The following is a 24319-nucleotide window of genomic DNA, read 5'->3' as shown; positions in this document are numbered from 1 at the left end:
ACTTCGTGTCGGCTACGGAAAATGCACAGGAAGGGGGGCCGTTCGTCCAAGCGAATCGCGATCTTTTCCGGAAAAGAATGGCCCTGAAACTCTAACATTGTACAAAATTGAACATGTGTAGAGAAGCGCGCTTAACTGAACACAATTCAAATAACGTGCGGTTCGTCAACCGGAATCCGGCAGTTCGAGCGAAGAAAGTCGTTTTTCAGGAACGGTTTGTCGACCGTTCGCATATAAATATGTTTATGAGTGTACAAAATTAGGTGATCATGAACATTTATTTGTTTAAATATGTACAACTTACTGTATTCATTGTATAATTCAACCGAACGCATTCGATTTCCAATCTTTTTCACTTTACGGGCAGGGAAGGGGTTTTCGGAATGAGTCTGACAGCCGACATCGGTCCTTTTGCAAACGAGCCGTTCGTCGATTTTCGCCAGGAGGATAACCGGAAAGCGATGGAAGCCGCCATTGCCAAAGCGAAATCGGAAATGGGCCGGGATTATCCGCTGCGCATCGGAGCCGACCGGATTTTTACGGAAGAAAAAATCGTTTCGATCAATCCGGGCAATGTCGACGAAGTCGTCGGCCGCGTGAGCAAGGCGGGGCGGGAGCTTGCCGAACGCGCGATGCAAACCGCGCTGAAGACGTTCGAAACGTGGAAAAACGTTCCCGCCCGCGCGCGCGCCGAATATTTGTTCAAGGCGGCCGCATTGCTGCGCGAGCGCAAGCACGAATTTTCCGCCCTGATGATTTTGGAAGCCGGGAAAAATTACGCGGAGGCGGATGCGGACACGGCGGAAGCGATCGATTTCCTCGAGTTTTACGCCCGCGAAATTCTTCGTCTCGACGCGATTAACGAAACGATGCCGCTGACGAAGCTTGCCGGGGAAGACAACAAGCTGAAGTACATTCCGCTCGGAGTCGGCATCGTTATCCCGCCGTGGAATTTTCCGTTGGCGATTTGCGCGGGGATGACGGCGGCCGCGGTCGTTTCCGGCAATGCCGTCTTGCTGAAGCCCGCTTCGGCGACGCCGGTCATCGCGCACAAGTTCGTCGAGCTGATGGAGGAAGTCGGGCTGCCGCCCGGGGTCATCAACTACGTTCCCGGAAGCGGGGCGGAGGTCGGCGATTATTTGACGACGCACCCGAAAACCCGGTTCGTCAGCTTTACCGGCTCAAAGGAGGTCGGCCTTCGGATCAGCCGGCTCGCGGCCGAAACGGCGGAAGGCCAAATCTGGATCAAGCGCCTCGTCGCGGAGATGGGCGGCAAAGACGGCATCGTCGTGGACGAAACGGCCGATCTGGACAAAGCCGCGCAGGCGATCGTCGCTTCCGCGTTCGGGTTCCAGGGGCAAAAATGCTCCGCCGGATCGCGCGCGTTTATCGTGGAGCCGGTTTACGACGAGGTGGTCGAGAAGGTCGTCGCGTTGACGAAGCGGCTGGACGTCGGGCTGCCGGAGCGAAATTTCCCGAACGGGCCGGTCATCGATAAGGCCTCGTACGACAAAATTTTAAACTATATCGAAATCGGGAAAGGAGAAGGCCGGCTGCTTGCGGGAGGGGGCAAGGCCGAAGGGAACGGCTACTACATTCAGCCGACCGTTTTTGCCGACGTCGACGGCAAGGCCCGCATCATGCAGGAGGAAATTTTCGGGCCGGTGCTGGCGATCGGCAAAGCGAAAGATTACAAAGAGGCGATCGAATTGTACAACGATACGGAATTCGGGCTGACCGGCTCGTTTTTCTCGACAGACAAGGCGAGAATCGAGGAGGCGCTGGAGACGATGCACTGCGGCAATCTGTACGTGAACCGCAAATGCACCGGCGCGATGGTCGGAGCGCATCCGTTCGGCGGCTTCAATATGTCGGGGACGGACTCCAAGGCAGGCGGCCATGATTACTTGCTGCTGTTCACGCAGGCGAAGCTCCAATCGGTCTCTTTATAGTCGCTCCCGAAAATAGGTTTTCCCGACCGTCGGTTCAATGATGCAAATCATAACCGGCGGTTTTGTTATGTGGTAAGCTGGTCTTGCGTCGCGGGGCGCGGCGGGGCGATCGATGCGCGCGAACCGCGCCCGGGAAAATCGGTCGCAAGGGGGCGGCGGCATGGAAATCGAAGCGCTGGAGCAGGTAGAGAAGCTGGCGATGAAAAAAAGCGGCGTGTACCGGCAGAGTCGCGTCCGTTACGCCGCCCGTTCCGCGTTGGCCGGCATGTTCGTCGGCATCGGCGTCATCGCGGCGTTCAAAACGGGCAACTATTTTAACGAGGCCGGCTCTCCGCTCGCTTACCCCGCCGCCGCGCTGACGTTCGGAGCCGCAATCGTGCTTATTTCTTACGGCGGGGCGGATCTGTTTACCGGCAACACCTTTTATCTGGCTTTTGCAGCGCTGCGGAAAAAACTCGGCTGGGGCGAGGTTGGCAAGCTCTGGGCGGCGACCTATGCCGGAAACGCGCTTGGAGCCTGCGCGCTTGCCTCGCTCGTCGCGTTGGCCGGCCTGTTTGCCGATCGTTCCGCGAGCGGGTTTTTGCTGGAGGTTGCGGAGCATAAGGCGGCGGCCCCGGTAGCGGAGCTTTTTTTTCGCGGGATTTTGTGCAACTGGCTCGTCTGCCTCGCCTTTTTTCTGCCGATGAGGATGCGCGGAGAGGGCGCTAAAATGTTTGCGATGATGCTTTGCGTTTTTTGCTTCTTTGTTTCCGGCTACGAACATAGCGTCGCCAATATGGCGATTTTCGCCGTCTCGCTGACTCTGGATCGCCCGGAGACCGTCACGGCGGCAGGGGCCCTCCGCAATCTCATCCCCGTGACGCTGGGGAACGTCGTCGGCGGAAGCGTGTTTATGGGGGTTATGTATTACTATGCGAACAAACCGTTTTTGCGGGGCGAAGAACGGCCGAAAAGATGAAGGGGGTATTCACCGGCGCTGGTCGCGTTCAGCATCGTGCGGCAAATTCCGAACTTGGCCCCATTTTGCTGCGAGGCATGCCGCGTCTTGCGTTCGGCGCGACCTTCCGGACCCCGGAGGAGACCGCGCGGATTTTCGCTCCGGACACGCCGATCGCCATCGCGGAGAACGATTGCCTGATCGTCGCGGGGCAAAGCCTGCTGAACGCCTTCGACCGGCTCGAGGTCGCCGAATACAGCGCCAAAGCGGTCATTGCCGCGGAATCGCTGGGCACGATCGTGGCGATCGACGATGAACGGATTCGGGAAATCGAAGCCGCATTCAAGCTGTAGCGAAGTCGGGACTGTCCGAATCGTCGCGGGAAGGGAGGCGGATTTCCACGGTCGTCCCTTCTCCCGGAGCGCTGCGGAAATCGATCGTTCCTTTATGGTTGGCGATGATCTGCTGCGAAACCATGACGCCGAGGCCGTTGCCTGTCGGCTTGGTCGAATAGAACGGTTCTCCCAGCCGGGACAGCGTTTCCTCCGGAATGCCGCACCCGTTGTCGCAAACGCGGAGCAGAAGGCCTCCGCTATCCTCCAACGTCTCCGCCTCGATTCGCAAAGTGCCTCCGTCCGGCATCGCTTCGATGCCGTTTTTGATCACGTTTACGAATACCTGCTTCAACTGGTTGATCGCGCACTTTACCTTCGGCAGGTTTGCCGGAATATTCGTGACGATCCGAACGTTGCTGATGCGGGCCTGGGATTCCAGCAGCAGCGAAATGTCCCCCAAAATATCGGCCACGTTCGCCATTTCCATAACGGACGCTTGCGGCTTGGCGAGGAAGAGCAGCTCGCTGACGATGTAGTTGATCCGGTCCAGCTCCGACAGCATGACGTCCAGGTAAACCCCGGGCAAGGAGCCCTTCTTTTGCTGCAGCTGCACGAACCCGATGAGCGTCGTAAGCGGATTGCGGATTTCGTGCGCGATGCCTGCGGCAAGCTGGCCGACGACGGACAGCTTCTCCGACCTGCGCAGCATTTCCTCCGTTTGCTTCCGGTTCGTAATGTTGCGGGAGATGGTGGCGATCGCGACAATCTCCCCCTGTTCGTTCCGGATCGAAGACACCGTAATGCTCAGGTCGATCGGGGTGCCGTCCTTCGTATAGCGCACCGTTTCGCGGTCGGTAACCGCTCCCCCCTCCAGAACGGTTCGCCGAATGTCCTCCCAATCCCGAACCTGGTCCGGAGGAATATTGTCGAGCGGCCGTCCCAGCACCTCGGCCTCGCTCCAGCCGTACATCCCCTCGAAAGCATGATTGACCTGCGTCACGCGTCCCTGCAGATCGGCGACGTGAATCGCGTCCGACGTGTGATTGACCAGCGATTCGAGATATTGCTTCGTATCGCTTAGTTCGGCGGCGGTGTTTTTGAGGCCGGACATGTAATACTGCAAGTTGTCCTCCATCGTATTGACGCGCGACGCGAGCAGGCCGAGCTCGTCCTTGCTGCGTACGGACAGCTTTTGCCCGAAGATGCCGCCCGCGATCTCGTTGACCTTGGTCACGATCCGATGAAGCGAACGAATCATAACCCCCGACAACAGGTAGCTGGCGACGATCGAAAGCGCGATCAGCGCGACGGAGATCAGCGTCAGGATCAGCATCTGCCGATTGAGGGTCTCGTCGATCGAATTCCGGTTGAACGTCACTCCGTATACGTAGGTTTTATCCCCTTGAATCGGGATGAAGCTGCGGATGACGTTCGTGCCGTTCAGGCGGTCCGGCACCGTTACCATCTCGCCGGTCCTCGCGGCTTGGCCGACAAGGGCCGCGTCTTTTTCCGTCTGGTTGACATAGCTGTACGTGCCGAAAACGATGTCCCGGACGTCCAGGTTGCGCACAGGCTGGCCTTGCTTGTATTTAATGATCGGCGGTTTGCCGAAAAATTCGGGGTCGAAGCCGGTGATTTCCAACAAATCGGGGTTGCTGTCCAGCAATTTTTGGACGATGGAGTCCGTGCCGAGGTCCCTCTCGAAATTGACGAATACTTCCGCGTGAATGAAGGGGTTGATCATATAATCGGTCGTTCCGTCGTAATAGTATCCCCATTTGTTGATGCGTTCCGGATCGGAGCTGGCGAAGTTGATCGGCCCGGACCAGAAACGGTCCAGCTTCTGCCCTTGCGGAATCGTCACGTTCCCCTGTTCGAAAAGCTGGACGAACGCGTCGTACCAGTAATCCATGTTTTTGGAACTGAGCCCGATTTCCTTCGGGTCGGACGATCGGACGACGACGATGTCGTCCTCCGTTTTTCGCCAAAGCGTAATGTGATCGACGCCCAGCTCCCGGCTTAGCTCGGCCAATTGATCGTTCTCGACATGGCGATATTCCGGGCCGAGGCGGTTCGCTGCCGCGATGGCCGCGATGCGGAGTCGTTCCCCCAGCGTTTCTTCGATAAGTCTGCGCGATTGCTGCATCGCTTCCATCGTCGCCCCGACCTGCCTGGCGACGGCGTTCATTTGATTTTCCGCATCCCGCTGCATCTGGTTTTTGGTGGAGTAGTAGTAGAGCCAAATATTCAACATTAAAATAACGGCGATCAATATCGAAATGAACAGGGCGAGCTTTGACCTGATCGTCATAAAAGGAGCCTCCTGAACGTGTGCCTGTCCTCTCATTAGACAACGGCCCGGCGTTCCTGTCAATTGTTGTCGAATGGTGGAGGAAGGGCTTGGGGGCGGAGACGGGGTTGAATACTTTACATGACAGGTTGCGAAGTTGGGGAGGAGTCGGCGAAAATATACCTCAAAATGTAAGGTTTATTGAGATTTTTGAAGTGTTTTGTATTTATAAACAAAGAAACAGGATTTATATTTGGAGTTTTTATAATATAATCGAGAAATCATTGTGATATAATGTAACACATCTCAAAAGAGCACACACCGGGAACAACGGAGGAGAGTGGATACGATGCGCAAATGGAAATCGATGTTCGTGTTGTTGATGGCGGTCATGCTCGTCGCCGCCGCTTGCGGAAAGTCGGATTCCGATGCCGGCGCGGACGGCGCGGCGGGAACGGACGCGGGGGAAAAAGAGCTGAAAAAAGTCGTGCTTCGCCTGAAATGGATCAACCAGGCCCAGTTCGCCGGGTTTTATATCGCCAAGGAAAAGGGATATTACGAGGAAGCGGGGCTGGACGTCGAAATTCGTCCGGGCGGTTCGGACTTCCCGTCGGTGCAAATGGTGTCGTCCGGCAGCGAGGACTTCGGCGTCACCGGCGCCGACCAGATTTTGCTTTCCCGCGAGAAGGGCGCGCCGGTCGTCGCTTTGTCGGTCATTTATCGTTCCTCTCCTTTCGTCCTGTTTACGTTGAAAGAATCGGGTCTTGCGACGATGGAAGACCTGGTCGGCCAAAAAATCGGCGTCAAGCTCGGCGGGAACGAGGAGCTTACGTATCGCGCCATGGCGCAAAAGGCGGGCATCGAAGACGGAGCCATCGAGGAAATGCCGGTCAAATTCGATCTGAGCCCGCTGCTGACGGGGCAAGTCAAAGCATGGCCGGGCTACGTCATCAACGAAGTGATCGCCGCGCAGGAGCAGGGGCATGAAGTCAACGTGATCGCGCCGTCCGACTACGGCATCGATTTTTACGCGGATACGCTGTTTACGACCGAAAAAATGATCGAAAACGATCCGGAGACGGTCAAAGGCTTCGTGCAGGCTTCGATGAAGGGCTGGCAGTACGCGATCGACCATCCGAACGAAGCGGCCGAAGTGACGGTCAAATACGGCGACGGCCTCAATCTGGAGCATGAAACCGCGATGATGAACGCCAGCATTCCGCTGCTTGAAGCGGACAAAGCGCCGCTGGGCCAAATGGAAGAGTCCGAATGGAGCGCGCTGCAAACGAGCCTGCTGGACGTCGGCTTCTTGAAAGAGGAGCAGGACTTGCCAGCCGCCTTTACGAACGAGTTCATTCAATAAAAGCCAGAAAGAGGGTGCAGGCCATGACGACACTCGGCTTGGCGGAAACGGAAAAGAGCGGGGGCCCGGACGCGGCTTCCCGGAAGCCGGCCATATCCATCCGCGATTGTTCGCTTACGTTCGGCGACGTCCGGGTGCTGAATCGCGTGGAGCTCGATATTTTCCAAGGGGAATTTCTTTCGATCCTGGGGCCGAGCGGCTGCGGCAAATCGACGCTGCTCCGGCTGCTGCTCGGGCTGCTCAAGCCGGACGCCGGCGGGGAGATCGTTCATCACGGCAATCCGGACGAGATCGGCATCGTGTTTCAAAAACCGGTGCTCATGCCCTGGCTGACCGCGATTCAGAACATCGAGGTTCCGCTCAGCATCGGCCCGATGGCGAAAATGGGCAAGGCCGAACGCCGGGCGAAGGCGGAACAGGCGCTGGAGCTGGTCGGGCTGGCCGATTTCCGCCGGCACTTCCCGGGACAGCTCAGCGGAGGGATGCAGCAGCGGATCGCCATCGCCCGGGCGCTGGCGGCGGAGCCTTCGGTGCTGCTCATGGACGAACCGTTCGGCGCGCTCGACGAATTCACGCGGGAAAAGCTTAATTTCGAGCTGCTCCGCCTGTGGAAAAATCCGGACAGCAGTCTGCAGACCGTCGTCATGGTGACGCACTCGATTCAGGAATCCGTTATCATGTCCGACCGGATCGTGATGATGTCCAAACGCCCGGCGCGGGTGGAAGACATCCTTGCCGTTCCGCTTTCGCATCCGCGCGAAGTGGAAATGGAAGAGCTGCCGGAATTCATCCAGACGGTCAAAGAATTGAGAAAGCGGGTCAAGGATCAATGAGCGCAAAAGCGAAAGACATCATGTATCCCGTCGTCTACGCTCTCGGCCTTCTTATTCTGTGGGAAGCCGCGGTTTTGATTTTCGATTTGCCGCTGTATTTACTGCCGGCGCCGAGCGATGTCGTGCAGGTGATTGGCGCCGATCTGCTGAGCAACATGGGGGTGACGATGTTCGAGGCTTTGCTCGGCTTTCTGCTCGCCAACGTTCTCGGCTTCGTGACGGCCGTCATTTTCGTCCATTCGCGTCCGGTCGAAAAGGGGATGTTCCCGCTGGCGATCGCGCTTAAGACGACGCCGGTCGTCGCGCTCGCTCCGCTGCTCGTCATCTGGCTCGGCACGGGATATTGGTCCAAGGTCGCCGCTTCGATGATCATTTGCTTTTTCCCTATTCTGGTCAACAGCGTCAAAGGGCTGAAAGCGGTGGAGCACGAAGCCTGGGAGTTGTTCACCGCATACAAGGGCAGCCGCTGGGAAATTTTCTGGAAGCTGCGCCTGCCGAACAGTCTGCCTTACGTCATGTCCGCGCTCAAAATTTCCAGCTCGCTCGCCATCGTCGGCGCGATCGTCGGCGAATTCGTCGGTGCAAGCAAAGGGCTCGGCTACATGGTGCTGGTGTCGTCCTACCATCTGGACACGCCGGTCATGTTCTCGGCGATCGCCGCGGCAGCCGTTTGCGGGCTCATCCTGTTCGGGATTCTGTCCTGGCTCGAGAAAAAAATGATTTTCTGGCAAAAGGTGGATGAAGCGGCATGAACATATCCGTCGTTAAAGTACCGATCGCTTCGCCGGACGATACGTCCGAGCTGAAACGGTTGATCGATCAAGGGGACATCGTCCCCTCGCGGGTGATCGCCGTGCTCGGCAAAACGGAGGGCAACGGCTGCGTCAACGATTTTACCCGCGGATATGCGGTTCGGACGCTCAAGAGCTTCTTCTCCGGCTACGTAGGGGAGGAAGCGGCGGGCAGCATTTCCTATATCATGTCGGGCGGCACCGAGGGCGTGCTGGCGCCGCATCATACGGTCATCAGCCGGTCCGTTCGCTCCGCCGGGGAAGAGGCCGCGGCGGACGGAACGAAATCGCTGGCGGTCGGCGTCGCGCACACCCGGGATTTTCGGCCCGAGGAGCTCGGACGCGAGGCGCAAATCCGCGAGGTGGCGAGCGCGGTGCGGAAAGCGATGGCCGACGCGCGAATCGCGGATGCCGCGGACGTGCATTTCGTGCAGATCAAATGTCCGCTGCTGACGGCTGCGGGCATGCTGGACGCGCGAAGCCGCGGCGCCGAGCCGATCGTCGACGATACGTACAAATCGATGGGCTATTCCCGCGGCGCCTCCGCGCTCGGGGCGGCGATCGCGCTCGGCGAGCTCGGCGAAGGGGAGGTCGGGGAAGCCGACGTCTGCGCGGACTGGAGCAAATACAGCGGCGTCGCTTCGACATCGGCCGGCAGCGAGCTGGCCTGCTGCGAAGTGATCGTGTTCGGCAATTCCGCCGAGGCGGCCGGAGACTTGTATATGAGCCACGGCGTCATGAAGGACGCGATCGACGGGGCTTCGCTGCTGTCGCTGCTGCGGGAGAACGCGTCGGCCGAGGTCGTGCAGGTGCTCGCGAAGGCCGAAGCCGATCCGTCGGGCTTGATCCGCGGCCGGCGGCATACGATGCTGAACGACTCGGACATCAACCATACCCGCCATGCCCGCGCGGCGGTGGGGGCGGTGCTGGCCTCCCTGTGCGGCGACCCGATGATTTACGTGTCCGGCGGAGCCGAGCATCAGGGACCGCCGGGCGGCGGGCCGGTCGCGGTCATTTTCAGGCGAAACACGAACTGAAGGTCTTCTTGCTTTTATGGCGCATAGCGCTTTTTCCATTCATCATGCATCATCCATCATCCGAACGGGGAGACGACGAACATGAACCAGACGCAAACGGCCGAAACGAAGGTACTCGAAAACAAGGACATGACGTGGGAATTGATGCCCAATCACGTGCATCTGTACCATAAAGAAATTTGCAGCGCGGCGGACGCGGATGCGCTGGGGATCCGGTCCAGCTCGATTTTGTGGGAGAAAATCGGCGTCGGCGGAGCCGTGCTTCCCCACTTTCACGATGTGGCGGAAATCATCCACGTGACGGCCGGCAAAGTGAAGCTGCTGTGCAACGGGACGTGGAAGGATTACGGGGCGGGAGACACGTTTCTCGTGCCGGCGGGGGTCGTCCATTCCGTCGCGAACGCCGGCGATGCGCCGAGCGAGCAGATCAGCATCTTTCTGCCGGTCGAGCCGAACGTTCCGGCGAACTCCTTCTTCAACACCGAAATCGTCAGTTCGGACTATCCGAAGCCGGACGGCGCATGATTAACGAAAACCTGACGTTTACGTGCCGGGACCTCCTGCTCATCCCCCATCTGCAGCACGCCGTCGTGCTGGCCGGGCATAAAGGGATGGATCGCGCGATCAACCGCGTGAACGTCATGGAGGTGCCGGACGTCATCGACTGGGTCCGCTCCGGCGAATTTCTGGTCACGAGCGGATTTCCGTTTCGCGACCGGCCGGAGCAGATCGCCGATATGATTCCCCAGCTCGCCGAGCGGGGGGTCGCGGCCCTCGGCATCAAAACGAAGCGTTATATCGACCGGATTCCGGAGCGGGTGCTGGAGATGGCGGAACAGTTCGACTTTCCGATCATCGAGCTCCCGCTTTCGACGTCGTTTTCGGACGTCGTTCGCGAAGTAATGGAGCGGGTGCTCGTGCAGGAGGCGAGACAGCTTTCGCTGCTCCAGAACCGGTTTCAAAAAATGTCGGAGCAGCTGCTGTACGGCGGCGGCATCGACGATTTTTTGCGCGAGCTGGACGAAATGCTGCACAATCCTGTCGTGCTGCTGGACGGGGCGAACGAGCTTTATTTTTCGCCGCGGGCGGCCGAGCTGTTCCCGTGGCGGAGCGATTCGCCGGAGCGGGCGCGGCTGTGCCAGGAAATTCAGCTGGGCGTCAATTACATGACCGTCGGTTCGCGCAAGATCCGGGTTTACATTTCCGCCGCGGACAGCCGTTCTGACGCCTGCAGCCTGCTGCTGCTCGAATGGAATCAGGAGCTGAGCATGGCCGACCGGTTGACGCTCGATCGCGTCGGGGTGCTTGTCAGCCTGGAAATGGCCAACCTGCATGCGCGGCGCGAGGTCGAGTATAAATACGTCGACCAGTTTTTGAGCGATTGGTTGACCGGGCGAATCGTGGCCGTTCAGGATTTGATGTCGAGGGCCGAAGCGTGCGGCTGCAAAATCGCGGACGGACAAAGCTACAGCGCGATCGCCGTCCGGTGGCTGGATCGGACCGTGGACGTCCAACAGCTGCAAAAAGCCGCGAAGCAATTCCGCCGGACGGTGCCGGAGCGGGAAGGCCTTTACGTCACGCTGCTGGACGGGCAGCTGGTGTTCCTTGCGGCCAGCGAGAAAGGGGCGAAGCTGCAGGGGCAGTTGGACCGGATCGTCCGCGAACTGGAGGCCGGCTTTCATAAGGAGCTGAAATCGGAACTGTCGCTCTGCGTCGGCGATTCGGTCGAACGTCCGGAGGAAGTGTACCGGAGCTGCGACCAGGCGCGCAAAATCCATTACATCAGCTCCGTTTGCGGCATTCGCGATCCGCAAATCCGTTATAAGCAGCTGGGCGTCTACCAGCTGTTGTACCTGCTTCCCGAATCGGAGGAAATCAAGGAATTCATGGACCGCATCGTGGAGCCGCTTATCGAGTACGACCGCAAGCACCATACGCTGCTGGTCAAAACGTTGAAGTGCTATTTTCGCAATAACGAAAATGCCAGGCTAACCGCGGAAGCGATGTTCGCGCACTACAACACGATCATGTACCGGCTGGAGCGAGCGTACGAGCTGCTGGAGCTGAGCGCCGACAACAGCAAGGATCGGCTTCAGCTTCATATCGGCATGATGCTGCATGAAATGCGAAATCGCGACGCCGCGGACGACGGCGGCCATCCCCAGGCATCTCTCTGAAGCGGATAAGCGTCCCGCAAGCCCGAATCGCCCGTCGGTTTGGGTTGCGGGATTTTTTTCGTTCCGGGGGCATTAATGGACGGGCATGGTTGGCCAAGTCTACGGCCGGCGGCTCGTTCATTGAAAAAAACCTGCACCATTGCAGGATTCATCGCGATCGGGCGGTAAGAGCAAGCTCAGGAACGCTGCTCAAGCTTTCAAGAATCGTTCTTTTTCAAAATTGTTATCTCCGGTTGACATCCCTCTCATATGTAACTATGATGGTTACAGGTTAGTTGTTTACGAATGAAAAAACAATTTCACTGGCGGAGGTAGAACTCTCATGAAAATCGCAGTTATCGGAGCCAACGGCAAAGCAGGCAGCCGCATTCTGGAGGAAGCGGCAAGCCGCGGGCACGAGGTGACCGCGTTTGTCCGCGATGCTTCGAAAGCGCCGTCCCGCGCGTCCGCCGTCGTGGTAAAGGATGTGCTGGACTTGAAGGCGGCCGATGTGGCGGGATATGATGTTGTCGTGAGCGCTTACGGGGTGTTCGACAATGTCGATCTGCACGCCGATGTGACGAACGTGCTGATCGACGCCCTGAAAGGCGCGGACGCGCGCTTGATCATGGTCGGCGGCGCCGGCAGCCTGTTCGTCGATCCGGAAAAAACGCAGCGCGTCGTCGACACGCCGGATTTTCCGGAAATGTTCAAGCCGCTCGCCCGGGCGCAAGGCAAAGCTTTGAGCATTCTCGAGGCGTCCAGCGGCGTCAAATGGACGTTCTTGAGCCCGTCGGCGGAAATCGCTTTGGGCAAGAGAACGGGTTCCTATTTGAAAGGCAAGGACCATTTGCTGGTCAACTCGCAGGGCAAGAGCTACGTAAGCTACGAAGATTACGCGGTGGCGGTCGTGGACGAGATCGAAAATCCGCAGCACGTCAACGAACGCTTCACGGTAGCTTCGGAAAGCTGATCGACGGGGCAGGCTTTGGGCGGAGGTGACTCAACTCCACCCGCCATGCGCATGCGAACGCACTCAATTGAGTAGAAATTACTCATCTGGACCGGCTGTATGCGTGAGGCCGCACTCGCTTGAGTAACCATTACTCATCTGGACCGAACGTGCGCAAATGTCCGTACTCACTTGAGTAACCATTACTCATCTCGGCCATGATCGCACTCCTGAGCGCTGCTAACAATCATGATCCTCGGGAGTTGTGCCATCCTAAGGACGCCGTCAGGCCTCTTTCTTGTGTATAATAGAGGAAAAGATCGGATGGCCGCCGAGCCGCCCCAAGACAGGAGGAGTCGGATGATTCCGGAAGGCAATTTGAAAAGCAATGTCGATCGGTTTAACGGCTACGGAAGCTTGTATGACGCCCATCGCCCGCAAGCGCCGGCCCAAGTCGTAAATCTGCTTACCGGCTACCTGGGCGGCAGACCGTCGCTTGTCGTCGATATCGGCTGCGGAACCGGACTGTCCACCTTTGTATGGACGGATGCGGCCGACCGGATCGTCGGGGTCGAACCGAACGAGGACATGATCGCCAAGGCGAGGGAGAAGCAAGCGCTGCTGAGCGCGGATGCCGCAAGCCGGATTTCGTTTGTTCGCGGGTATTCGAACCGGCTGGATATCGCTTCCGAATCGGCGGAGATCGTCACCTGCTCGCAATCGTTTCATTGGATGGATCCCGACAGCACGTTAAAGGAAATCGGCCGCGTGCTGCGCCCGGGCGGCGTGTTCGCCGCTTACGATTGCGATTGGCCGCCCCAGGCCGGCTGGGAAGCGGAGAGCGGCTACGGGAAGCTGATCCGGCTGGCGGACGAAACGATCGCGAGGCGGGTGCCGGAAGCGGAACGAGCGGTGAAGCGGGACAAGGAGCAGCATCTGGCGAACTTGAAGGCAAGCGGGCAGTTTCGATTTGCGAAAGAAGCGGTGTTTCACAACGTGGAACGGTGCGACGCCGACCGTTATATCGGACTTGCGCTCAGCCAGGGCGGGGTACAAACGGCGCTCAAGCTTGGGGCGACGGAGCTGGAAGGTGAGATTCAAGCGTTCAAGACCAAGGTTGAAAACTATTTCCAAGGACGAACGCTGGACGTCATGTTCGGGTACCGGATGCGGCTTGGGGTTAAATGAGAACCGGGGACGTCCGAAGAACGGGCAGTCCGAGTCTGGCCGCTGGAATAACCCGTTTGGCAGTCGAGAAGGGGACAGGAAGAACCGCATAACGGGCGAGCGGCAAAAAAGAAAGGACCGCAGGAGGCTTTTGCGAATGAAGCCTGCGGTCCTTTTCGCATTGGCGTCAGGCCAGCTTGCGGCGAAAATAGCCGGAGATGAGGTCGATCACCGTAACGGTGACGATGATGCCGAGCAAAATGATGCCGACCCGTTCCCAGGACCGGGTGCTGAGGGCGAAAATGAGCGGCGTGCCGATGCCGCCGGCGCCGATGACGCCGAGAATCGTTGCGGACCGCACGTTGATCTCGAAACGGTAAAGCGTGTAGGACAGAAATCCCGGCAGCACCTGCGGGATGACGGCGAACCAGAGCACCTGCAGCCGGCTTGCCCCGGTCGCGATCAGCGCTTCCGTCGGTCCGGCGTCCATGTTTTCCACCTCTTCGGAAAACAGCTTGCCGAGCATGCCGATCGAATGCAGGCCGAGCGCCAGCGCGCCGGCGAACGCCCCGGGACCGACCGCTTTGATGAAGAGGAGCGCCATGATGATTTCCGGGAAGGTCCGGATGAAGCTGAGGACGAATTTGCCCGTTCCGGACAGCGTCCTCGCCTTGTTCTTGCCCGCGGCCGCCCAGAAGGCGAACGGGATGCACAGGATGGCGGAAATAAACGTGCCGAGCACGGCGATGGCCAGCGTCTCCAGCATCGTCCGGAGCAGGTCTTCGCCGTCGGGCAAATAGACGTAATCCCAGTCCGGCGAGAAAAGTCCTTCGAGGATCGCTCGCGTGATTTGCCCCGCCGTTTCTTTGATTCCGCCGAATTCGATGCCCCAGAATGTCCAAACGTAAATCAGCACAAGGGCGACAAAAATGAGCCAGCGTTTCCATCGGTTCCGGTTCATAGCAGTTTCTCCCGCAGCTTCGTACTTATATAATCGATGACCAGAACGGCGGCCAAGGTGAGCAGAATGATCGAGTTGGTCTTGTCGTACTCAAGGAAGCCGAGCGTCTTCTCGTAGAAAAGGCCGATGCCGCCCGCCCCGACGAGACCGAGCACGGCCGCCGCCCGCACGTTGATCTCGAACGTGTACAGCACGTAGGAGATGAAGTGGGGGAGGATTTGCGGCACGACGCCGAACGAAATCCATTGAAGCTTGCTCGCTCCGACGGAAGTCATCGCCTCGAGCGGCCCGTTGTCGATCGTTTCCAGCGATTCGTAGGTCAGCTTGGCAATCAGGCCGATCGAAAACACGGCCAGGGCGAGAACGCCGGGCAGGATGCCGAGGCCGAAAATGGCGACGAATATCGCGGCAAGCAGCAGGTCCGGAATCGTGCGCAGCAGATTCAGAATAAACCGGAAAATTTGGTAGATCCACGGCGATCGGATCATGTTGCTTGCGGCAAGGATCGAAAACGGGATGGCGATAATCGCGCCGAAGGTGGTCCCGGCGATCGCCATGCGGATCGTGTCGAGCATGGGGCCCGCGATATTGTCGAAATAGGCCCAATTCGGCGGGAACATTTCCTCGATGAGATCCCACATATTCGGCAAGCCGTTGTACAGCTTGCCCAGCGAGGTTTCCGTCTGTACGGCGCTGGCCCACAGCAGCAGGACGACGATGACCGCCGTCAGGATATGCTTCAGCTTGCTTGGCGGCTTCGGCAGCGTAGGGGGCGCTTGGGTATTCATACGGCGCTCTCTCCCAGCAGCTCGTCTTCCTGGATCGGACGGCCGTAGATTTCCGCGAACTTTTCGTCCGTCGCCTCGGCGACCGGTCCGTCGAATACGACCTCGCCGGCCCGCAGCCCGACGATGCGCGTCGCGTATTCCCGCGCCAGGTCGATATAGTGGAGGTTGACGATTGTCGTGATGCCGAGCTCCTGGTTGATTTTTTTCAAATCGTCCATGACCTGCTTGGTTGTCAGCGGGTCCAGGGAAGCGACGGGCTCGTCGGCGAGAATGATCTTCGCTTCCTGCGCCAGCACCCGGGCGATCGCGACGCGCTGCTGCTGGCCGCCGGACAGCTGGTCGGCCCTGATGTACGCTTTTTCCGCTATATTAACCCGTCCCAGCGCTTGCAGGGCCAGGTTGATGTCCTCTTTTGGAAACCCGAACAGCGTACGGAAGCCGGAATGATAACCGACGCGTCCGGCCAGAACGTTGCGAATGACCGAGGAACGCTTGACCAGGTTGAAGCTCTGAAACACCATGCCGATGTCGCGGCGAATCCGTCGCAGCGCGGCGCCTTTGGCCGACGTAATCGACTTGCCTTCGATGAGAATGTCGCCTTCCGTAATTTCGTGCAGCCGGTTGATCGAACGCAGCAGCGTCGACTTGCCGGCGCCGGACAGCCCGACGATGACGATGAACTCGCCTTTTTCGAAGGTCAAATTAATGTTGTTCAGACCCTTTGTTCCGTTGGGATACGTCTTGGATACGTTGCGGAGTTCGATCACGGATCAATCAGTCCTTTGAATGGGGGTTATAAAATAAAAGACAAGCCAGCGAATAACGAGTATTCGACTGGCTGGTTTGAAATTTTGGGGAGCCGCCGCGCCGGGCGGGCTCCCGATTGGCGTTCGGTTCGGATGTTGCGCGGGGTTCGCTTACTCGGTTTTTACTTTTTCATTGTATTCGCGGACGATATCGAAGATGCTGTCTTCGGATTCGACATAACCGCGGTGGGAGTAAATGTCGAAAATGATTTGTCCGCCTTCCGGATCCTTGCCGATCGCGATGAACGCCGCTTTCAGCTTTTCGATGAAGGCCGGGTCCATGTCGGAGCGGACCGAAATCGTGTCGTTCGGGATGAATTCCGTGAACGTCAGTACGCGGGTGTCCTCGAAGACGGTCGGATAGTCGTTTTTCACCGTGTTGCGGGCGTCCTGGAAGATGGCGGCCGCATCCACGTCGCCGTTCAGGACGGCGATGACGCCTTGGTCATGGCCTTTGACCGTAATCGGCTCGACGTCGTTCAGCGGATCCAGTCCGGCATCCATCAGCGCGGCCGCGGGCCAAACGTAGCCGGCGGAGGAGGTGACGTTCTGGTAGGCGATTTTCTTCCCTTTCAGATCCGCTACCGATTGGATCGGGGAGTCCTTTTTCACGATGATCATCGATTTGTAGCCGTTGACCAGCTCCGTCGTTTCCGCGCCGGTCGCGTCGTCGATGCCGTAACGCTGCGCTTGCAGAATTACTTCGGCCGCGCCCTTTTCCTTCGCGAGAACGTAAGCGGTCGGAGGCAGGAAGCCGACGTCGACTTGCTTGGAAGCCATCGCTTCGATAATCGTGTTATAGTCGGTAGAGACGCTGACTTTGACTTCGATGCCGAGCTGATCGCTGAGCAGCTTTTCCAGCGGTTTGGCTTTCGCTTCGAGCGTGTCGGCGTTTTGCGAAGGTACGAATTGAACCGTCAGCGTGGTCGGAACGTAGCCGGTCGGCGATTCCGAAGGCGATGCGCTCGGCGACTCGGATGCGGAAGGCGACGCGCTGGGACTCGGAGACGCGCTTTCGGACGCGTTGCCGCCGGAGCCGCTGTTCGAATTGTTGCTGCCGCAACCTGCAAGGAATACTAATACCAGAGCAAGCATCATGGCAAGTGTTGTGAATTTCTTTGACATAGTGTCCCTCCACTTTTCTCTAACTGTTATTTATTGTAATATGGGGTAATCATATCACAGCATTTCAGCAATGTCATGACGGAATTGTAAAATGGCCGTAAACTTTCTGTTAATTGTTAGATGCATATAATATATTGGTAGGGAATGGGGAGGTTTTTCGTCTGAATTCACCAAGTACTGCGACTACAGCGACGGCGACGCTGCTCTTCACGAGCGATATTCACGGGCACATCTTCCCGACGGATTACCGCGGGCCCGGGGAACGGAATCTCGGCCTGGCCAAGCTGGCCACGGTTATCCGCGCGGAGCGGGAGCGGGATCCGTCTCTCCTGCTGCTGGACAACGGCGATTTGATCCAGGGGACTCCTTTCATGTACCACTACGCCAAGTACGACCGGCAAGGCGAACATCCCGCGGCGCGCGCGCTCAATTTTCTGCGTTACGATGCGGCCGTGCCGGGCAATCACGAGTTCAACTACGGGCTCGACCTGTTTCGGCAGGTTGCGGCCGATTCCGACTGCCCCTGGCTGTCGGCGAATATCGTCGGCCGGGACGGGGAGCCGGCGTTCGGCAAGCCTTATCTCGTCCGCGAAACGGAGGAGGGCGTCCGCATCGCCATCCTCGGGCTGACGACGCATTACGTTCCGAACTGGGAGCATCCGGACAACATAACGGGACTGGCCTTCGAGGACGCGTTGTCGTCGGCCCGGCGTTGGGTCGCCCATATCCGCGCAACGGAAAAGCCCGACGCCGTCGTCGTCTGCTATCACGGCGGCTTCGAGCGCGATTTGGAGACGGGCGAGGAGACGGAGCCGCAAACCGGCGAAAACCAGGGCTTCGCGATGTGCCGCGAGCTTGAAGGCGTGGACGTGCTGCTGACCGGCCATCAGCACCGGACGCTGGCCGGCGAGCTGCACGGGGTGACGATCGCGCAGCCGGGCAGCGCCGGGCAGGCGATCGCCAAAGTCCGGATCGAGTTTGAGCGGGACGAAGCGGGCAACTGGTCCGTCGCGGCCAAGCGGGCGGAAATCATCGAAGCGGACGACGCGACGCCGGCCGATCCGGAGCTGCTCGCGATGTTCGCCGAGGACGAGCGAAAGACGCAAGAGTGGCTCGACCAGCCGATCGGGAAAGCGGAGGGGAATATGGCGATCCCCGATCCGTTCGCGGCGCGGCTTGCCGACCATGCGTTTACCGAATTCGTCAACCGGGTGCAGATGGAGACGACGGGCGCGGCCGTCTCCTGCGCGGCGATCTTTACCGACGAGGCCAGAGGATTCGGCGAGCGGATCACGATGCGGGACATCGTATCGAACTACATCTACCCGAACACGCTCAAAGTGCTGCTGCTGAGCGGCCGCGACATCAAGGCGGGTCTGGAAAAAAGCGCGTGCTATTTCATGCTGGAGGAAGGGGATGGGGATGGACGCCAGGTGCGGATCTGTCCCGCTTATTTGGCGCCGAAGCCCCAGCATTTCAATTACGACATGTGGGAAGGCATCGAGTACGAGCTCGACATTTCGCGGCCGGAGGGGCAGCGGGTCGTCAAGCTGAATCAAGGCGGAAAGCCGCTCGATCCGGACGGGGCGTACGAGGTCGTCATGAACAGCTACCGGTCGGGGGGCGGCGGCAACTTCGACATGTTCCGGGGCAAGCCGGTCGTCCGCGAAGTTCCGACCGACATGACGGAAATCATGGCCGACTACATTTCCGCCCGCAAAACGATTCGAGCGACGTGCGACGGCAACTGGAAGGTGACGTACTGACGGAGGATTATACGACTAACGGGGCCTGCGCGGCTTCGGGGCTTTCGTATTATTAGGTCAACCAGAGATTTCTGGTTGGCCTATTTTTAGAGCCGGTAGAGGCATCGAGCTCGAATCACAAGCTAAGCTGCAGGGGGACGGCGGTAAAGCCGTTTTTGAATGGACAAAATCCAACCAAGCTTCGCATGTGGGGGACGGCTCGGCGCGTCCGACGATTGGCGAGCCGCGGGTCGGATACGCGGCTGGCCCAGCGTCATCCGACCGATCCGGCTCCTTCCCGCTCAATAAGGCGGCGTTGACGAAATTTTTGCATGCGCTATCATTAGGTACAACCGGACGAATGGGGGCGAGACGATGAAAGCCAGCATCTCGACGAAAGCGATGTTAATCTATGGAGGCGTTTTCCTGCTCGTCATCGCGCTGACCTTCTGGCTTTCTTACGTCGGAACGGTCGGCAAGCTGGAAAGCGATTTGCGGAACACGAACCTGGCCCTGTTGAAGCAAGTCGACGAAAAGATCGAAGTCGCGTTCCGCCAGTCGGAGAAGGATTTGCTGACGCTGACCGAAGAGCTTGAGTTCGTTTATTTCATGCTGGACAGTTACCTGGAGGATTCCCAGCGATACGAGAACTTTTACGCCCTGAGCACGAAGCTGAAAAAATTCATCACGACCAATCCCCAATTCGCATCGATTTTCGTTTATTCTTCTGTAAGCGGTGACATTTTAACGGATAAAGCCTATTTCAAGGACGACGACGCGTTGGCGGACAACTGGCTCGACGATTACGAGAACATGCCCGAGTATGTAAAATGGCTGACGACCCACGAGGTATGGGACGGCACCGAAAATCAGGACGTCGTCACGCTCGTGCGCTCCTACCCGACCCTGAGCAGTCCGGGCTACCGCAAGGGAATGGTCGCCGTCAACATCAAGGAAGACGTGCTGTACGACATGATCAAGGAGGTTTTTCAGGACAACAAGGTTGGCCACCTGTTCATCATCGATAAGGAAGGCAACGTCGTTACGCACGACGACAAAACGCAAATTTACCGCAATCTGAAGGAGGTCCCCTACATCCGGACGGCGTTGTCCAAAACGGGCAGCGGTTATTTCGCGGGCGAGGTGGACGGAATCCGGCAATCGGTATTTTATCACGACTCCGTCTATACGGGGTGGCGGCTCATCAGCATCATGCCGGAGTCGCAAATTTACAAGCCGGTGCAGGTGACGCGGAACTTGCTGATGGCGTTCGCCGCCGGCATGGTCGCGCTCGCCTTGCTCGCCCTTTTTTACGTGAATCGGTGGACGTTCAAGCCGCTCGACCGGCTCGTCGGCAAAATGTCGGGGTCGTTCCGCGCGGGGATTCCGCAGGGGCGGCCGGGATCCGGGCTGTCCTATCTGGAAAAGGTGTTCGACCAGCTGGTGCAGGACCGGTCCAATTTAGAGCAGCATATGCGGGATTCGAAGCCGGTGCTGAAATGGCGGATGATGATGGATATGCTGGCCGGGTATCGGACGGATTATCCGTCTGTCCGGCACCATTTGGAATCCGTGGGCATTCGGCTGTTTCCGGAGCGTTTCCTCGTATGCACGGCCGAGATCGGCAAGGAAGGGGTCGATTTCCAGGCGCGGGACGAAACGCTGTATACGTATGCGTTCTGCAACGTGGCGGAGGAGCTGATCAATTCCGAAAACGCGGGCGTCGCCATCGATTTGGGCCAGGGGAGAGCGGCGGTGCTGTTCAGCTTCGCCGAAGGGGACGCCGAGCAGAACCACCTGCGGGCGCTCGCGATTTTGGAGCAGCTTCTCGACGTGATGCGGGGGCAGTTCGGCCTTGTCGTGACCGTCGGCGTCGGCCGGTGCTGCAAAGAAATGAAAGACATTCCGAAGTCGTACGACGAGTCGCAAAAAGCGCTGCAATATAAAATGGTATTCGGCCGGCACTCGGTCATTTCGATCGAGGATCTTCAGCCGCTCGACAGCCAGGATTACTACCGGCTGACCCGGATGGCGGACCGCGTTGCGGACGCGCTGAAGCAGGCGGATGCCGCCAAAATGAAAGCCTGCGTGGAGGAGACGCTGAAGGAAGCCGCGGACAGCAATTTGCCCCCGGAGCTCATTCGCCAGCTCGCTTTCGACCTTGTCATGAAACCGGCGCAGGCCGCAAGCTCCCTGGGGGTCGAAATCGGCGCTTCGGCGGGCCGTCTCAACGGCGTTTACGAACGGATCAACCGCAGCGGAAGCTTGGCGAACGTCAGCGGGATCGTCGTATCCTACCTGGAATCGCTTGCCGGCCAAGTGGAGGAGCGGCGCAGCCAAAAAGGAAAAAACGCCGCCGTCGAACGGATGCTTCGGTATATCGGGGAGCATTTTCAGGAAAGCGATTTGTCCCTCGACCGGCTCGCGCACGAATTCCAGTTGAGTCCCACGTATATCAGCAAGCAGTTCAAGGAGCATACCGGCAGCAATTTCATCGATTATTTGATCGAAATCCGCATCCGCGAGGCGCAGAGACTGCTGTCGGGCAAGGACATGAAGGTCAACGAGATCGCCGAAGCGGTCGGATACATGAATGCGCGCAGTTTTTTGCGGACGTTCAAAAAGTATGCGGGCATGACGCCGATGGAGTACCGGGACTGGTCGGCCCGGACGCAGACCGCGGCGGGACAGGGGGAGGAGCCGTGAGCGGGACAGGGAACGAGAAAAACGCGCGGAAATCCGCATGATGAACTCGTAGATCTCGTCGCACGCCCGCTTTTTCGTTTTAAACTTCGCGGGTAAATCGGCTCCTACTTGCCGCCTCTTGATCCCCCTCCCCTCCCCGTCCTTCTCCAAATCCGCCTTTCGCCCGAACCGCCTTTCGCGCGATTTCCTCGGCTCAAACCGCGCCGAATCCTCGCAACCGCAGGAAAATACGCCTGTCACCGCAAGAAAAGGCACCCTTCTCAAAAAAAGACACCGCCGTTTCCGCAAAAAAAAGCACCGTGTTCCAAACGTGTCTCTATCGCCGACGGCCGCCCCGGAGTACGCTGAGTTCGCCGGCTGACCAGACGGTCTCATCGACGAAAGGGTGAACGAACATGAACGGAAATCGAACCGGCAAAGGGCCGGGAAGAATGCCGCCCGCAAGCCGGGGCGGCGGCCCGCCGGCGGGAGTCGCGCGGCTCGCGGGCGGAAGCCCGGGGGCGGCAAGGACGGGCGCAAGCCGCTCCGTCATCCGCAGCCGGCTTAAGCGGGACCGGCATTTATATTTGATGCTGCTGCCGGTGCTCGCGTTTTATCTCGCCTTTAAATACGCGCCGATGGCGGGCGAGATTATCGCGTTCAAGGATTATCGGCTCGGAGACGGAATTTTGGGCAGCAAGTGGGTCGGTTTCGACCATTTTCAAAGCCTGTTTGCGAGCATCGACTTTTGGCGGGTGCTGCGGAACACGCTGCTTCTAAACCTGTACAGTCTCGTCTTCGGGTTTCCGGTGCCGATTATTTTGGCCTTGATGCTGAACGAGGTGCGCAAGGAAGGCTTCAAGCGGACGGTGCAGAACCTGCTCTATTTGCCTCATTTCATTTCCTGGGTCGTCCTGGGCGGCATCTTCGTCGCGATGCTTTCGCCCAGCACCGGCATCGTGAACTGGCTGCTGAGCAACGTCTTCGGCATCGAGCCGATCTACTTCATGGCGGACTCGTCCTGGTGGCCGGTCGCCTACACGGTATCGGGCATCTGGCGCGACGCCGGCTGGGGCACGATCCTGTACCTGGCCGCGATGGGCGCGATCGATCCGCAGCTTTACGAAGCCGCCAAAATCGACGGCGCGAACAAGCTCCGGCAAATCTGGCACATTACGCTGCCCGGCATCCGCAGCACGATCGCGATTCTGCTCGTCCTCCGCATGGGCCAGATGATGGACGTCGGACTGGAGCAGACGCTCGTCCTGCAAAATCCGTCCGTGCTCGACGTGGCCGACGTTATCAGCACCTATGTGTACCGGGTCGGCCTGCTCAACATGAACTACAGCTATACGACCGCGCTCGGCCTGTTCCAGTCGGTCATCGGCTTGATCCTCGTGCTGGGCGTCAACCGGCTGACCCGGCTGTTCGGGGAGAGGGGGTTATGGTAAGCATGAATACCCGAAGAGCGGCCCGGCCGGGCTGGTCTTGTCTGGGCTCGGCCGCCAACTATATCGTCCTGGGAATATGCGCGCTGATCGCGCTGTACCCGTTCTGGTACGTCATCGTTTCGTCCTTGAGCAGCAGCAGGGCGATTACCGCCGGAGAAGTGTCGCTGTGGCCGGTGGAAATCAACGTGGAGGCGTACAAACGGTTGTTCGAGGACGGCCAGCTTTTTCTGGCGATGCGCAACACGGTCGTCGTCACCGTCATCGGGACGCTGTTCAATATGGCGTTCACGATTCTCGCCGCCTATCCGCTGTCGCGAAAGCGGCTGATGGGCCGCAACGCGCTGCTGATGCTGATCACATTTACGATGCTGTTCGTGACCGGCGTCATTCCGAACTTTATTTTGATCAAATCGCTCGGTTTGATGGATTCCTACTGGGCGCTGTGGCTGCCGTCGCTTATCAGCACGTATAACATGTTCGTCATGAAAACGTTCATGGAAGGCCTGCCGGAGGAAATCGAGGAGTCGGCCGCGATCGATGGGGCGGGGGACTGGCGGATTTTGCTGCGGATCATCCTTCCGCTGTGCAAGCCGATCATCGCCGCGCTGTCCCTGTTTTACGCCGTCGGCTGGTGGAACTCCTATTTCAGCGTGATGCTCTATATTACGAAGTCGTCGCTGCAGACGCTGACGCTCAAGCTCTACCAGATGATCCAGCAAGTCGACCAAAGCCTGCTCAACAGCTTTTCGGGCAGCGAAGGGGTCACGCAGGTGCTGCTGACGCCGGAAGCGATCAAGGCGGCCGCGATCGTCATCGCGGTGGCGCCGATTCTCGTCGTGTATCCGTTTTTGCAGAAGCATTTCGTGAAAGGCGTCTTAATCGGTTCGGTCAAAGGATGATATCATAGGGCCATGAGTCCTTGATATAGTTTAGACTATTTCAAAA

The 24319-nt window shown here is 58.6% G+C and carries 20 protein-coding genes; 15 read left to right on the top strand and 5 right to left on the bottom strand.

What is annotated here, in order from left to right; all coding sequences use genetic code 11:
• The first annotated feature begins 383 nt into the window (after positions 1-383).
• From pruA to B7E11_RS06200, 3 genes are all read left to right on the top strand, one after another.
• Positions 384-1952, top strand: a complete 1569-nt coding sequence (gene pruA, locus B7E11_RS06210) for an L-glutamate gamma-semialdehyde dehydrogenase (RefSeq protein ID WP_080832727.1) — start codon at positions 384-386, stop codon at positions 1950-1952.
• Positions 1953-2112: 160 nt separating this feature from the next.
• Positions 2113-2910, top strand: coding sequence for a formate/nitrite transporter family protein (locus B7E11_RS06205; protein WP_080832816.1), 798 nt, complete (start codon positions 2113-2115; stop codon positions 2908-2910).
• A 77-nt stretch (positions 2911-2987) separates the two neighbouring features.
• Entirely contained in the window at positions 2988-3242 is a 255-nt protein-coding gene (locus B7E11_RS06200) for a hypothetical protein (protein ID WP_080832726.1), read from the top strand.
• On the opposite strand, the gene B7E11_RS06195 is transcribed toward B7E11_RS06200, so the two are convergent.
• A complete protein-coding gene (locus tag B7E11_RS06195; protein ID WP_245809634.1) occupies positions 3232-5535 on the bottom strand; it encodes an ATP-binding protein in 2304 nt (767 codons plus the stop codon). The genes B7E11_RS06200 and B7E11_RS06195 overlap by 11 nt on opposite strands.
• Positions 5536-5863: 328 nt before the next feature.
• Here B7E11_RS06195 and B7E11_RS06185 point away from each other — a divergent pair, with 328 nt between their 5' ends.
• The 8 genes from B7E11_RS06185 to B7E11_RS06150 all read left to right on the top strand — a co-directional run bounded on the left by B7E11_RS06185 (position 5864) and on the right by B7E11_RS06150 (position 13834).
• Positions 5864-6877, top strand: coding sequence for an ABC transporter substrate-binding protein (locus B7E11_RS06185; RefSeq protein ID WP_080832724.1), 1014 nt, complete (start codon positions 5864-5866; stop codon positions 6875-6877).
• 23 nt (positions 6878-6900) lie between these two features.
• The gene (locus B7E11_RS06180) at positions 6901-7710 is read left to right on the top strand and encodes an ABC transporter ATP-binding protein (protein WP_080832723.1); all 810 of its coding nucleotides are present in this window, start codon (positions 6901-6903) and stop codon (positions 7708-7710) included.
• Positions 7707-8462, top strand: coding sequence for an ABC transporter permease (locus B7E11_RS06175; protein WP_080832722.1), 756 nt, complete (start codon positions 7707-7709; stop codon positions 8460-8462). The genes B7E11_RS06180 and B7E11_RS06175 overlap by 4 nt, the downstream gene beginning before the upstream one ends.
• Entirely contained in the window at positions 8459-9538 is a 1080-nt protein-coding gene (atzD, locus tag B7E11_RS06170) for a cyanuric acid amidohydrolase (protein ID WP_080832721.1), read from the top strand. The genes B7E11_RS06175 and atzD overlap by 4 nt, the downstream gene beginning before the upstream one ends.
• A gap of 81 nt (positions 9539-9619) precedes the next feature.
• Positions 9620-10063 (top strand): cupin domain-containing protein, encoded by a 444-nt coding sequence (locus B7E11_RS06165; RefSeq protein ID WP_080832720.1) that lies wholly within the window; start codon positions 9620-9622, stop codon positions 10061-10063.
• Positions 10060-11715, top strand: a complete 1656-nt coding sequence (locus B7E11_RS06160) for a PucR family transcriptional regulator (protein WP_080832719.1) — start codon at positions 10060-10062, stop codon at positions 11713-11715. The genes B7E11_RS06165 and B7E11_RS06160 overlap by 4 nt, the downstream gene beginning before the upstream one ends.
• Before the next feature lie 322 nt (positions 11716-12037).
• Positions 12038-12667: an NAD(P)-dependent oxidoreductase gene (locus B7E11_RS06155; protein ID WP_080832718.1), complete on the top strand. Its 630-nt coding sequence runs from the start codon at positions 12038-12040 to the stop codon at positions 12665-12667.
• Between the two features lie 339 nt (positions 12668-13006).
• Positions 13007-13834 carry a class I SAM-dependent methyltransferase gene (locus B7E11_RS06150; RefSeq protein ID WP_080832717.1) on the top strand — a complete coding sequence of 276 codons (828 nt, stop codon included), beginning with the start codon at positions 13007-13009 and terminating at the stop codon, positions 13832-13834.
• 166 nt (positions 13835-14000) lie between these two features.
• Here the strand turns inward: B7E11_RS06150 and phnE (B7E11_RS06145) are convergent, their stop codons facing one another.
• The 4 genes from phnE (B7E11_RS06145) to B7E11_RS06130 all read right to left on the bottom strand — a co-directional run bounded on the left by phnE (B7E11_RS06145) (position 14001) and on the right by B7E11_RS06130 (position 17493).
• Positions 14001-14774: a phosphonate ABC transporter, permease protein PhnE gene (phnE, locus tag B7E11_RS06145; RefSeq protein ID WP_080832716.1), complete on the bottom strand. Its 774-nt coding sequence runs from the start codon at positions 14772-14774 to the stop codon at positions 14001-14003.
• Positions 14771-15562 (bottom strand): phosphonate ABC transporter, permease protein PhnE, encoded by a 792-nt coding sequence (phnE, locus tag B7E11_RS06140; RefSeq protein ID WP_080832715.1) that lies wholly within the window; start codon positions 15560-15562, stop codon positions 14771-14773. Before phnE (B7E11_RS06140) ends, phnE (B7E11_RS06145) begins: the two co-directional genes overlap by 4 nt.
• A complete protein-coding gene (gene phnC, locus B7E11_RS06135; protein ID WP_080832714.1) occupies positions 15559-16329 on the bottom strand; it encodes a phosphonate ABC transporter ATP-binding protein in 771 nt (256 codons plus the stop codon). Before phnC ends, phnE (B7E11_RS06140) begins: the two co-directional genes overlap by 4 nt.
• A gap of 150 nt (positions 16330-16479) precedes the next feature.
• Complete coding sequence (locus B7E11_RS06130) at positions 16480-17493, bottom strand: phosphate/phosphite/phosphonate ABC transporter substrate-binding protein (protein ID WP_080832713.1); 1014 nt, start codon at positions 17491-17493, stop codon at positions 16480-16482.
• A gap of 161 nt (positions 17494-17654) precedes the next feature.
• Here B7E11_RS06130 and B7E11_RS06125 point away from each other — a divergent pair, with 161 nt between their 5' ends.
• The 4 genes from B7E11_RS06125 to B7E11_RS06110 all read left to right on the top strand — a co-directional run bounded on the left by B7E11_RS06125 (position 17655) and on the right by B7E11_RS06110 (position 24273).
• Complete coding sequence (locus B7E11_RS06125) at positions 17655-19259, top strand: bifunctional metallophosphatase/5'-nucleotidase (protein ID WP_080832814.1); 1605 nt, start codon at positions 17655-17657, stop codon at positions 19257-19259.
• 354 nt (positions 19260-19613) lie between these two features.
• The gene (locus B7E11_RS06120; protein WP_080832712.1) at positions 19614-21944 is read left to right on the top strand and encodes a helix-turn-helix domain-containing protein; all 2331 of its coding nucleotides are present in this window, start codon (positions 19614-19616) and stop codon (positions 21942-21944) included.
• Positions 21945-22339: 395 nt separating this feature from the next.
• Positions 22340-23374 (top strand): ABC transporter permease, encoded by a 1035-nt coding sequence (locus B7E11_RS06115; protein ID WP_240353158.1) that lies wholly within the window; start codon positions 22340-22342, stop codon positions 23372-23374.
• Between the two features lie 2 nt (positions 23375-23376).
• Positions 23377-24273, top strand: coding sequence for a carbohydrate ABC transporter permease (locus B7E11_RS06110; RefSeq protein ID WP_080832813.1), 897 nt, complete (start codon positions 23377-23379; stop codon positions 24271-24273).
• Positions 24274-24319 lie beyond the last annotated feature (46 nt).

This window comes from Cohnella massiliensis, assembly GCF_900169535.1.
GTDB lineage: Bacteria > Bacillota > Bacilli > Paenibacillales > Paenibacillaceae > Cohnella > Cohnella algarum.
Note: the sequence above shows the minus strand (reverse complement) of the source record. Positions and strands in the feature narration are given on the sequence as shown.